The following is a 12,059-nucleotide window of genomic DNA, read 5'->3' on the forward strand; positions in this document are numbered from 1 at the left end:
TCCGGTGGCAGACTGCTCAGTTGATTACTGAAGAGGTTGAGAGATTGCAAGTTGGTGAGTTGGCCAATTTCCGGTGGCAGACTGCTCAGTTGATTCTCGATTAGGTTGAGGGATTGCAGGTTAGTGAGTTGGCCAATTTCCAGTGGCAGACTGCTCAGTTGATTTCTGTGGAGGTTGAGGGATTGCAGGTTGGTGAGTTGGCCAATTTCCGGTGGCAGACTACTCAGTTGATTACTGAAGAGGTCGAGTGATCGCAGGTTGGTGAGTTGGCCAATTTCCGGTGGCAGACTGCTCAGTTGATTAAAGCTGAGGTTGAGGGATTGTAGGTTGGTGAGTTGGCCAATTTCCGGTGGCAGATTGCTCAGTTGATTAAAGCTGAGGTTGAGGGATTGCAGGTTGGTGAGTTGGCCAATTTCCGGCGGCAGACTGCTCAGTTGATTACTGTAGAAAAAGAGGGATTGCAGGTTGGTGAGTTGGCCAATTTCCGGTGGCAGACTGCTCAGTTGATTATTGAAGAGGTTGAGGGATTGCAGGTTGGTGAGTTGGCCAATTTCCGGTGGCAGCGTTGTTAAGCCTTCGCCGTAATAAAGGTCTAATTTTGTAACCTTGTCTCTGACAGCTTGTTCAATAATTTCCAGCAGTTCTTCGTTAGTCATTTTAGGTTTTACAGAGGCGATGCCTGACGACGAGTTGCTGCTTGGACGCGCAGCAGAGAAATTGAGCTAATTAATAATGTAGCCTGTATCAATGATTGGATTGTGAGTTCATCGCAGACTCCTATGTCCCTACGAAATCGTTCACCATTTAACCTCTGAACTCGAACCATATTACCGAAAAAAATTTAATATATGTCGCCAATAAATAGTTTTTTCTTCAGTGTAATATCTGTGAATTTTTGTGTGCTAAATCATAAATTAATAGTAAAAATTGTGACATCATCTTTTAGTCAAGAGTATAGTTTCAAACAACATCAATTTTAAAAATGATGTTTATACTTAGAAACAAGTAAATGAAAGCAGGTGCATAATGAAACTACAAGATTTCTTGGGAAAAGATGAGAAATGGTCATTTGATGCGATCGCAGAAGATGCAGACTTAGCTCGTCAGATTCAGATATTGTTAATCAACTTAGGTTTGCTGGAACCTCCAGCCGATGGGAAATTTGGCCCTGTTTCTGTGATATCTCTCAAAAAACTTCAAGAATTAACAAAGACTCAAGAGAGTGGCTTTTTAGGAGCAGTCACAGCTAAGAAATTAATTGAAACCAAAATAGACGATCTTCCTAAACCCCCCTTAAAACTAGGCAATGACATCCCTAGTAAGATTGTGAAATATATGCTATCCAAAGGTTATCAGGTATTTACCAATCCCAAAGAATACAACATTGTTTATGTAGAGGGCATAGATGCAGACTGGACTCTCAACAGTGACACGCCCAATCAATTTAACGATCGCCGGATTGTGATTGAAGTAGTAAATGGTATTCCCAAAATCGTCGATCACTGGGAAGCGACTACAGAACCAGGGAGGTACTACACTTATAATCCGATGAATCCTAAAGGAGCAGCTAGGATTCAGTTTGGACAATACAAAGCTTGGGCTGTTGGTACTCACGGCACAGCAGAGCCTCACGAAGCATTAGTGCAAGTTGGAGATATCACTGTTTATAGAGATTTCAACCAAGATTTTAAACGGACTGGCGACAAACTTGATACAGGTGATGATTTTTATGTGAATCAACACTACGGCTTTGATTTTCCCCGGAATGATATTCGCCTTGCTAGTGCAGGTTGTTTAGTAGGACGTACCCGTGAGGGACATAGGGAGTTTATGACGATTGTTAAACAAGATCGTCGTTATGTCGCTAATCGCAAATATACTTTTTACACTGCTGTGATTCCTGGGGATGATTTACTCAAAACCTTTCCAGGATGAAGTAATAGTTAATTGGTAGTATTTACAGTATTTTGCATCTAAATGAAGTACATCTTTTACCCCCCTTAATCCCACGCCACTTACTACAACGGAGGGAACCTCCGCAACGCAGTGGCTCCCCTTGTAAAGGGGGGAAATAAGAAATCTTGTTCCCTCCCCAATACATACGGGGAGGGTTAGGGTGGGGTATTTTGTACTTCATTAACTTACAATCTGCTGTATTGTTGTGTGTGATGCAAGATTTAATAAGGTAGCCCAGCTGTGCTACCTTACTTTGTCTAACTTTGTTCTTGTGGTTGCCCTATCTGTGCCGTCAGTTTCTCTTTATCCTGTCTGCGTTTTTTGGCGTAAAGTTGAATAGTGACTGCCATCAAAATAATCATGGCGAAAATAGCCCAAGCAGCGATATCTGTAGGTAAATTATTCTTAAACACAGCCAGTAAGACGATCGCTACTAACATAACTGTAGGTGCTTCATTTAAAGCACGTAATTGCTGACTATTCCAGCGACATTCATCTACTGCTAACTTTTTCATCAGCCGAGCGCAGTAATGATGATAGCCAATTAAAATGGCCACAAACAGCAGTTTGATATGCAACCAACCCTCTTTTAAAACGTCCGGTTCAGTGGTTAATAAACCGATGGCCATTGCGATCGTCACAAACATTCCTGGGTTAGTGATGATAGAGTAGAGACGTTTTTCCATAATTTGATACTGATTTTTCAGTATCGTTCGTGCTGGTTCTGGTTCTTCGTTAGCTTCAACGTGATAGATAAAAAGACGTACTAAGTAAAACAAACCAGCGAACCAAACTACAAATCCGACAATATGAAAGGCTTTAAACCATGAATAGGCCATGAATCATAATCTCCTTTACTTGTGGTTGCAAGCCATTTTTAATGGTAATAAAAATGAGTCAGAATTTATAATTTTCCAACCGTGAAAGGATGAAGTCTTTATAATCAAGAAGATTTCAATTTAGTAGTGATTTGGAATCCTCGACTAATTGATTCTGAATTCTGACTCCTGAATTCTGACATTCATTTTTATAATATCGATTTTTGCCAAAGCTATATTGTCAATGAGCATTTTTACGACGCACAAAGGGTAAAAGGTCTTGCAAAATTGTCTCGTGGTAGTGTTCTTGAGGATAATGTCCGACGTTATTAAGTTTTATTAATTCGGTGTTTGGTACGGAGTTGACAAAGTTTTCGGCAATATCTACAGGTAGCCAGGGGTCAATCATACCCCATTGAATCAGAATTGGTTGTTGCCATTCTTTAAAGCCAGTTTGTATTTCTGTCATGGCTGAATCAAGCTGTAAATTGCGAATACTTGCTAAAAGACTTCGACCAGACGAAGAAGCGGTTAAAAATGGTTTTCGATAAATATCTAAATCTTTATCTCCTATGCGATAACGGCTTCCACCTTCTAGCGTCCGATCGACTAATAAGGGGTCTTGGGTCATGACTTCACCTGCTAAGGGTAAACCCATTTGTTTAATTTTCCAAGGTAATTTAGCAGCAGTTGAAATTGGTGTATTTAAAATAGCTAAATTAGCAATTTGTTCTGGATGACGCAAAGCATATTGTAGTCCTACAGAACCTAAAAAACCTTGGACAACTAAAGAAAAATGTTCAACTTCTAGAGCTTTAATAAATCCTTCTAAAGCTGTGATAAAAGCATCGGGAGTGTAAGCAAAATCTCGTTTTTCTGGTTTGGCAGAAAAGCCGTAACCAATCCAATCTGGAGCGATCGCTCTTGTACCCTGATTCGCCAAAGCAGGTATAATATGACGCCAACTGTAACTTTGTGAAACTAAGCCGTGTAGCAACAACACGGGCACTAAGTCACTTCTGCCGATTGGTAAAGATTCCCGATAAAACCATTCCAGTGAATCTACATTGATTTTATGTTCTGTTATTGACACGCTATTTTCCTATATTGGGCATTGGGAATTGGGTATGGGGCATGGGGCATTGGGCATTGGGCATTGAGCATTGTTTGTTATTCTCCTGCTCCTCTGCTCCTCTGCTCCTCTGCTCCCCTGCTCCCCCTCATCTCCCTATTCCCTGAGAAATAATCATCTCACGAATCGCATAAGCTGTAGCGGGTGCTAGTAAAACGCCGTTGCGATAGTGTCCGGTAGCTAGGAGGACGTTACTAAACCCTGGTAGCTTACCAATAACTGGGGCTGGGCGTCCTTCAGGACGGGGACGTAACCCCGACCAAGTGCGGAGAATAGTTGCTGTGGCTAATTCTGGACAAAATGCGATCGCTTGTTCTCTAATAGATTCCAGTAGTTGTTGATTTGGCGGTATCTGATCGCCATTGCTAGGAAATTCCACTGTTGCGCCTACCCAATAGTCTCCACCGCCCACAGGAACAATATGGACATCATTACCCGTTATCGCTGGCTGGAAGTCGGGATTGCCTAATAAATGCCCCACACGCATTTGTAAGGCTTGCCCAAGTACGGGGCGAATATCAATTATCTGATTTAATTTTGCTGTTAGTGGGGTTGAACCTAATCCTGCTGCAATTACAAACCAATCAGCAGCTATTTTTCCTTCTGTAGTCTCAAGGCAATCGCAAAATTCAGGTCTTGAGGTTGGGGCATCTAAAACAGTCACACCAAATTTGAAAGTTACACCACTTTGCTGGGCAGCTTCAACTAAAGCTAAGGTGAGTGCAGTTGGATCGAGCTGGCGGTCTTGTGGAGAATAGACAGCGCCAGTAATTTTTTCGCAATCTATTTGAGGACAAATATTCTGGAGTTTAGCCGTGTCCCAAATTTCTAAATTCCAGCCTTGAGAGTGGCGAATTTTTACTAGTTTTTCCCATGCTGACATCCCCTCTAGGGAAGAATCAAACAAAAGCATGAGAATTCCCTGACGATTAAAAGGAATTTTGCGACCTGTTAAAGCTTCTAGTTCAGGAATCAAAGTTTCATAGTGTTGGATGCTAGTTTGCCGCATCTGCCAAGCTTTGCCTTTGATTTTTTGGCTGATTACGCCCATCAAAACACCAAGTGCAGCGCCTGTGGAAGCTTGTGCTGGTGGTTGGCGATCGCAAACTGTAATTTTCAGCCCTTTAACTTGACTCAGTTGGTATGCGATCGCAGCCCCAACTACACCACAACCGATAATAACTACATGACTCATTGCTGTTTTGAAGCAAAGATGGACAAGTAGCGGGACAAGGGGGAGCAACTAAATAATTTTTACTCTCCCTCATCCCCCTTTGCTCATCTTACCTTGCGCTTAACTTGCCTCTGCTTCACTGTTGGTCTTAGGAAGCAGTTGGAGAAAATTGTCAATCTCTGCGAAAACAGCTTGGGAGTTATTTAAGGCAACTTGAGGATTGCCAGCACTAGTAGCTTTATCAAGTTTAACCAGGTCGTTAAACAAATCTCGCGTTATTTGACGTGCTTTGGGCTGGTCTTTGGGTAGAAGGTTGGAAGTGACATAAGTCAGGTTCAGCCTTGCTTCTGTTATCGGCCCATGTGTAAAGTTACGCACATTAATCCAATCACCTCTTTGAATCAGGGTCGTCAATTCTTGTGAGCGATCGCGCACAGCCTGAATTTCAGGAACATAAGCCTGAATTTTTTCAAGTTGTACTGCTGTGTAAGTCGGAGGTGCTACCGCAACACCAGGGCCACCGCAACTAATCAGGAATGTGGCCAATAGTACTAGGAAAAATGAAAAAATCGAGCGTTGACGCACCATATATTGAATTTAATTGCTTTTGGTTTACTGATTAACAGTGTCATTTTAGATCGCTAGCGCAGTTAATCGTTCTTGTCAGCCAAGGATTTTGTAGAAAATATTGATATTTTCTTCAAAGAGCAGAGTTTCATCCGCTTTTGAAGCATTTTTAAGTACAATTACTTAATAGGTGTTAGCCCGTCCCAATTAAGAAGCGATTTTTGGCTTCTGTTAGTAACTCAAACGTGAGTTCGCTCAACCTCTCCCTCCCAGCCTCTCTCTGGGAAACAAAAAGGGAGAAGCAACGAATTCAGTTTTTTGCTTTTCTCTCCGACACGGAGAAGGGCTGGGAGAGAGGTCAAATAAGACTTGTCGAACTCACGTTAACTGATATTGTTAGGGAAATATGATTTAGAGTTGCTAAATATCAAAGGTCTTGATAAGCTGAAACACCAATCAGATAAGCCTTCTGGCGGTTTTTATGTCTTCACATCCTTGAAGATGCCGACGCAATATAGGAGTGTTTTTTAGTGAACGCAGCTGAACAGGCAACGAACCTTGAACTCGCCAGCAACATTGCTACGGTAGTTAATTTGTTCAAATTCGAGTTTCCTGATGCCAAATCCGATCTCAAACCCTGGAAAAATGACCCGGAAACTAGGGAGTTAGTCGATCCAGATTCTATAGATATTGGCTTTCACTTTCCTGGTATCAGCAAATCTTGGCGAAGTCGTAGTATTTTAATTCAAATCCGATTTTATCAAGATCCCATCAACAATTCCCGTCGAGCGATCGGTGTAGAGGTCGCTGGATTCGATCATCGCGGCGAAGCTTGGCGACTCTCTACAGTAGAAAACTGGAGTGTTGTCGGCGCATCTTCGCCCTCTGGTGAAATCGAGGAGAAGCTCAAACAGATTTGCCGACAGATTTTAGAAGTTTTTAATAAATCAAGTGTATGAAACTACCCTGCCTCCCCGCAGGCGGGGAGGGGGTGGGGTTCTTCGGGTTTAATAAGTAATCAAGCGGACATAATATCAGGCATCACTCCCGTTAAACCAAGCAGCATTTTCTAACCTAGAAAGTAAATTCGTTATATCGACTTATATTATTGTCTACTTATTCCATGCATTGAAAATGCCAACTCACCTTTAAAGCATTTATCCAAACAGTAACTTTTGACCAATCAATGCTTCCTTCTGTTAATCAGCAATGTCTAAAAATCTACACCTCGTTTAAGTTCTACACCTTGATTAGCATAGTGTTTGTGGCAATAAACCTCTGAGTGGATGCTAGCCAAGTCGAAATATGCAGGTGGATTTTGGCAACGACCAGTGATAATAATTTCGGTATCGCGGGGTTTGCGGAGTAAAGCTTGGACAATGGGTTCAACGGGGAGTAGTTCTAAGTCAACGGTGGGATTTAGTTCATCGAGAATAATAGTTTTATACAATCCAGAGGCGATCGCAACTTTTGCAATTTCCCAACCGCGTTCGGCTTCTACATAATCTAATTCTTGTCGTGAATTTCGCCAGACGATCGCATCTCCACCGCAACGCTGATGATCCACCACTTTTGGATATGACTGTTGCAAAGCGGCGATCGCTGCGTCTTCTGTGTAGCCGCTACCACCTTTAAGCCATTGTATAATCAACACACGGGTAGATCCTGGATGATTAATTCCCCTACCAATCGCCTGTAAGGCTTTGCCCAAAGCACTGGTAGACTTGCCTTTACCAGCACCAGTATAAATTTCAATCCCTTCCAGGAAGAGGGCTTTGGCTGTTGGGTGGTGATGAGGTTTCATTTCTGAGTGTAAATCTGCAATATCGAGCAACTTTTGGGGTGCGGCGCGTCCAGTAGCAATGATTTCCAACTCTTGGGGTTTGGATTTTAATGTCTTTACTACTTCATCCACTGGTAGTAAACCTAAATCCAGAACGGGGTTAATTTCATCCAAGACAACGACTGAATATAAACCACTAGCGATCGCACCTTTAGCGACATCCCAACCCCGCATTGCTTCATTTCGGTCAAAAGTGGTAATTTCCTCACTTCCAAAAAATTCCGCTCTCCCAGTGCGAACCTGGTCAATTAAATGGGGAAACCCGCGTTGTAAAGCTGCGATCGCACCATCTTCGTCATAATCACGTTCTGGCCCTTTTAAAAACCGCAGCAGTAAAACACGATTAGAATTGCTAGGCGTATTTATTCCCAAGCCAATGGAGCGCAAAACCACCCCCAAAGCCGCTTGAGATTTACCTTTACCCAGACCATCGTAGACGTGAATTTGACCAATAAGCCGTTCTTGACGCACTTGCGCCGTCCGAATACCAATACCGTTCCTTGTCATCTCTCAAAAAGCTATAACTATGGCAGTCTTTAATCTTACCTAACCTCTTGTACTCTCATCTTAGAAACTGCCCCTCTAGCGCGTCTGTACAAGGGTCAGTTTGATCTATTAACAATATCAATAGAGAAATACTGGCACACCCGCATAGTAAAGGACAAGAACAATGGGATAATTTCCCCCATCACCCTTACTATCCCAGTTATACTCACTACAGTTAACCCTTACCCTTAACCATTTATGCCTGACAATTGGATGCTTCCCAGGATTTCTCCCATTGGTGGATTTCTGTTTGACTTTTTATTTGTACTGATTGCCATCCCCATCGAAGCTTATGTTTTGCATTCTCGACTAAAATTTGATAAAAAAACTAGTATTTTTTATGCAATTTCTATCAATCTGTTTTCGAGTGTAATTGGTTGGTTTATATTTTTTGTATCAGAACCACTATTACCGATACAGGTGAAATCAGAATTAATTAACTATATGCTTTTTAATAATTTTAAATCATCGAATACACAAACTTTAATTATTTTAACTGCTTGTATAATTTTTTTTACGACGTTTTTAATGAAATTTTTTATTTTAAGGGGTTTGCTATTTTCATTAAATGAATCATTTACTAAAAAAGAAGAGGATACTCAAACATCTCAGCGGCTGCAACGACGTTATTTTACCACCATAAATTTCCAAAATACTAATTTAGTTACTACTATACTAATAGCAAATTCTTTGAGCTATAGTGCAATAACCATTATTTTATTATTTCGTTCAAAATAGCAAGAAAGTACTTGTTTAACTGAGAAAAAGTTATTGATTAATCAGGTTTATGGAGGAATATGAATACGCTACTAAAAGACGTCTTTGGGGTTTTTAAATTTGTGGAAGGGCTTTATGCAGGAATTAGAAAAATATTAGTTCCACCCAAAGCTTATTCTTGGCAGACATTCATTTATTTGAGTATTTTTTCTTGGGTACTTTCATATTGTGCCACAGGTTATATTAAAGATATAATTGCCTTTTTTGGTTGGTTGTTTTTAATTGCTGGTACAGCTTGGTATACAACTGAAGATCCTTTGAGGGTTCCTGGTACTTTTATGCCAGTTGGGGCAGTAATCACCGGATTCTTAGTGAGTGTTTTTGCATTTGGAGATCAACGAGATGTAATTACACCTAGAACAATCGTATTTTGGCCGACAATTTCAGCACTAATTACGGCGATACCAGAGTTTATTGAAGGAAATGACACTGATGCAAAAGCTCGCATTCCTAAGCCAGAAGACCGCCAAAGAATTATAATTTTAGTTGCTAGTAGTATGCTGCTAAGTTGCTGGATTCAGTTTCACTTTGTGATGGATAATTGGTTACGACAATATCCGAGTTTGCAAGCAGATACTTTTAAATATAGTACCTTTGTTGCCAGAACAGAAGAAACAGTAAAAATTCCCCAAAACGGTGTTGTAATTCTAGAAAAACTTCAACCAATGGTAGTAGAACAAATAGCCAAAAGACCTTGGTCAGAAGTAGAGAAATGGTTGCTAGATGCGAAACAACGGGTAGGAAATCTGGGTAGGGGAATAATTCAAAAAAACCTAAGTAAATATGAAGAAAAGGAACTATGGCGCGTTGAACCGCGTGTAGCTAATACAAAGTCTGGATATATATTAGATTTATTAAGTATTTGGATAGGTCCGAGTTCTAACCCACGGGGCTATTACTTAAAAAAATCTTGTCGCATTGAACCAGTTGCAGCAGCCAATAATTCTGAGGATAAGATTACAGTTGCAGAAATTGAATGCGATCGCGCCAGTAAATTAATTTATGGTTCACCGCCTCCGCAGCAGTGAGGAGTGGGGCAGGGGGAGAGATCAATTCAAAATTCAAAATGATGCTCTCTACGAAACGCTGCGCGTAGCTTGCAACTCTTACAGAGTACGCGGACTCGCTCTAAGCGTTGGCGCAGCCTCTCCAAGAGTTGCCATGCCGTTGGCGTACCACTTCGTGGAAGCAAGCTAGCAAGAGCGTGTCGCAGACAAGCCTCTCGTTCGCGTAGCGTCTCCCCTTGGGAGAAGAGAAGGCTTTACGCTGCGCTAACAAAATTCAAAATTAAAGAACTTCTGCCTTTTGCCTTCTCTTTCGCAATAATAAATGACACATGACAAATGACAAATGACTATTAACAGAATTTTTGTATTAGCAAAGAATGTGTTTCAGGAAGTGGTACGCGATCGCATCCTATATATTATTGGATTTTATGCGCTAGTACTCGCCACTGCCTTCCGCGTCCTTCCTGAATTTGCGGCTACGGCTGAAGATAAAATGTTTTTAGACTTTGGGATGGCAGCAATGAATGCCATCGGGTTAATTATTACGATATTTATTGGTACGGGACTAATTAATAAGGAAATCGAAAAACGCACTGTTTTAGTATTAATTGCTAAACCTGTTAGTCGCAGCGAAATTATCGTCGGTAAATACTTGGGTTTATCCGCAGTCCTAGCTGTGCTTGTCGCCACGATGACAGTAATTTATCTGTTATTTCTGCAATTTGGTAATATTCCTCATCCTACGGCAAGCATTATAATTGCTGCAATTTTCTTATTTTTACAGTTATCATTAATTACTGCCGTAGCTATTACTTTTGGTGTTTTTACTGCTTCTTTGCTAGCGACTGTTTTAACCTTTGCGGTATATTTAATCGGAAATATTACTCAAGATTTAGTACAACTTGGTCGTCTGAGCCGTAACCCTGGTATGGAACGTCTAACTCAAGCTTTGTTTCTTTTATTGCCAGATTTATCTCGATTAGATTTGAAAAATGATGCCGTTTATGGTCTGCAAGCACTACCTGACAATACTGCATTGATTATGAATGCTGGTTACGGCTTAGTTTATAGTATCATGTTGTTAGCAATCGCTATTGTGATCTTTTCACAACGCGAATTTTAAACATTAAGCATGGGCATTGAAAAGAGACACGGTAGACAAGGAAGAGAGGGAAGACCAGGAAGAGATTTATTCAATAATTCCCCCTTGTCCCCTTGTCTCCCCTGCCTCAAGAGCTTCAAGAGCCTCCCCTGCTTATCCGAACTCTGTTGCTTACACATCTATAAGGATTGAGTGCCTTGGCTAGATGCTTTTTGTGCAATAGTTTTCAAGCGAGTCGCTCTGCTTTTACGGATACGTTCACTTTTGCGAACTCCACCAGCCATCTCATATTCGCGGCTATCTTTGCCATATCTAAAGCCGATTCCCATGAGCATTTTTTCGGAGAAACTACCCAAGGTTTGTTCTAACTCTTCAATTTCTACTTTGGAAGAGTCAATCGTGGTGAGAGCAGTATTATGAGCTTCTAACTTGCTGCGTAATTGCTCAATTAATTCTGTCAGGATTTTTAAATTACAAGTCTCTCCAAGATCCAGATTGGCATCAATTGCTTTGAGTCCAGCAAATCTTAACTCAGCATTTTCTAGAACGCGGGATGTACGTTTTCTCAAAAACATAAATTTAGTTACTTATAATATTTATACAGTTACTATGCCCTATTAAAAAGATATTCTGGTTCAGCAAAATCCACAAAAATAATGATACTTTTTATGAAATAGATACTGGTAAATTCTCTTAATTTAACGTGAGTTCGATGAACTTCTCTCTGCTAAACTCCCTCTCCCAGAGGGAAAGGGAAGAACAACGAAAAATTAGGGTTTTGGCTCCCCTTTCCGACACGAGGAGGAGTTGGGGGAGAGGTCAAAAAAGGGCTTGTCGAACTCACATTATGTTTACCTGAAAATAGCATTTATTGCACAACAAAATCTGATGCACTCAGAGTTGGTGCACCAATCAAAGTTGCAAATACACCGCCACTACCAAAACCAGCCGCACTGCTATCTGGGTTGTAAAATAACTGTCCGCGAAAAGCGTTGTAGATAATTTTCGCCGTGCTGGTTTCCCCATTAGAAATGATTTCAAAATGTGATTTGAACGATAATTTAGCCAAACGGTCACGAAATACTTCACTCTGTACTAGGACAACATATAGTTCAAAGTTATAAATTGAGTTTAAAA

The 12,059-nt window shown here is 40.9% G+C and carries 13 protein-coding genes and 1 pseudogene; 5 read left to right on the plus strand and 9 right to left on the minus strand.

Features of this window, described 5'->3' with window-relative positions; genetic code table 11:
* Together V7K89_RS26230 and V7K89_RS26235 are read right to left on the minus strand one after the other, a co-directional pair.
* On the minus strand, window positions 1-656 hold a 656-nt coding region (locus V7K89_RS26230; RefSeq protein WP_335192404.1), incomplete at its 3' end, for a leucine-rich repeat domain-containing protein.
* A gap of 8 nt (window positions 657-664) precedes the next feature.
* The gene (locus V7K89_RS26235; RefSeq protein ID WP_335192406.1) at window positions 665-826 is read right to left on the minus strand and encodes a hypothetical protein; all 162 of its coding nucleotides are present in this window, start codon (window positions 824-826) and stop codon (window positions 665-667) included.
* Between the two features lie 200 nt (window positions 827-1,026).
* On the opposite strand from V7K89_RS26235, the gene V7K89_RS26240 reads away from it, so the two are divergent.
* Window positions 1,027-1,935 carry a peptidoglycan-binding domain-containing protein gene (locus V7K89_RS26240; RefSeq protein ID WP_335192409.1) on the plus strand — a complete coding sequence of 303 codons (909 nt, stop codon included), beginning with the start codon at window positions 1,027-1,029 and terminating at the stop codon, window positions 1,933-1,935.
* A gap of 278 nt (window positions 1,936-2,213) precedes the next feature.
* Here the strand turns inward: V7K89_RS26240 and hemJ are convergent, their stop codons facing one another.
* The 4 genes from hemJ to psbQ all read right to left on the minus strand — a co-directional run bounded on the left by hemJ (window position 2,214) and on the right by psbQ (window position 5,668).
* The gene (hemJ, locus tag V7K89_RS26245; RefSeq protein ID WP_335192411.1) at window positions 2,214-2,795 is read right to left on the minus strand and encodes a protoporphyrinogen oxidase HemJ; all 582 of its coding nucleotides are present in this window, start codon (window positions 2,793-2,795) and stop codon (window positions 2,214-2,216) included.
* A 220-nt stretch (window positions 2,796-3,015) separates the two neighbouring features.
* A complete protein-coding gene (locus tag V7K89_RS26250; RefSeq protein WP_335192413.1) occupies window positions 3,016-3,867 on the minus strand; it encodes an alpha/beta fold hydrolase in 852 nt (283 codons plus the stop codon).
* 127 nt (window positions 3,868-3,994) lie between these two features.
* Window positions 3,995-5,101, minus strand: a complete 1,107-nt coding sequence (locus V7K89_RS26255) for an NAD(P)/FAD-dependent oxidoreductase (RefSeq protein WP_335192416.1) — start codon at window positions 5,099-5,101, stop codon at window positions 3,995-3,997.
* Between the two features lie 99 nt (window positions 5,102-5,200).
* Window positions 5,201-5,668, minus strand: a complete 468-nt coding sequence (psbQ, locus tag V7K89_RS26260) for a photosystem II protein PsbQ (protein ID WP_335192418.1) — start codon at window positions 5,666-5,668, stop codon at window positions 5,201-5,203.
* Window positions 5,669-6,177: 509 nt separating this feature from the next.
* Here psbQ and V7K89_RS26265 point away from each other — a divergent pair.
* Window positions 6,178-6,606, plus strand: a complete 429-nt coding sequence (locus tag V7K89_RS26265) for a hypothetical protein (RefSeq protein WP_335192420.1) — start codon at window positions 6,178-6,180, stop codon at window positions 6,604-6,606.
* 254 nt (window positions 6,607-6,860) lie between these two features.
* On the opposite strand, the gene V7K89_RS26270 is transcribed toward V7K89_RS26265, so the two are convergent.
* Window positions 6,861-7,997, minus strand: coding sequence for a cob(I)yrinic acid a,c-diamide adenosyltransferase (locus V7K89_RS26270; protein WP_335192422.1), 1,137 nt, complete (start codon window positions 7,995-7,997; stop codon window positions 6,861-6,863).
* 237 nt (window positions 7,998-8,234) lie between these two features.
* On the opposite strand from V7K89_RS26270, the gene fraC reads away from it, so the two are divergent.
* The 3 genes from fraC to V7K89_RS26285 all read left to right on the plus strand — a co-directional run bounded on the left by fraC (window position 8,235) and on the right by V7K89_RS26285 (window position 10,943).
* Window positions 8,235-8,774, plus strand: coding sequence for a filament integrity protein FraC (gene fraC / locus V7K89_RS26275; RefSeq protein ID WP_335192424.1), 540 nt, complete (start codon window positions 8,235-8,237; stop codon window positions 8,772-8,774).
* Window positions 8,775-8,833: 59 nt separating this feature from the next.
* A complete protein-coding gene (gene fraD, locus V7K89_RS26280) occupies window positions 8,834-9,841 on the plus strand; it encodes a septal junction protein FraD (RefSeq protein WP_335192425.1) in 1,008 nt (335 codons plus the stop codon).
* 322 nt (window positions 9,842-10,163) lie between these two features.
* A complete protein-coding gene (locus V7K89_RS26285; RefSeq protein WP_335192427.1) occupies window positions 10,164-10,943 on the plus strand; it encodes an ABC transporter permease in 780 nt (259 codons plus the stop codon).
* A gap of 158 nt (window positions 10,944-11,101) precedes the next feature.
* Here the strand turns inward: V7K89_RS26285 and V7K89_RS26290 are convergent, their stop codons facing one another.
* Window positions 11,102-11,497 (minus strand): hypothetical protein, encoded by a 396-nt coding sequence (locus V7K89_RS26290; protein WP_335192429.1) that lies wholly within the window; start codon window positions 11,495-11,497, stop codon window positions 11,102-11,104.
* A gap of 293 nt (window positions 11,498-11,790) precedes the next feature.
* Window positions 11,791-12,059: pseudogene (locus tag V7K89_RS26295) on the minus strand (hypothetical protein); the annotation flags it as partial.

It is taken from the genome of Nostoc sp. (assembly GCF_036917515.1).
Taxonomy (GTDB): Bacteria; Cyanobacteriota; Cyanobacteriia; order Cyanobacteriales; family Nostocaceae; genus Nostoc.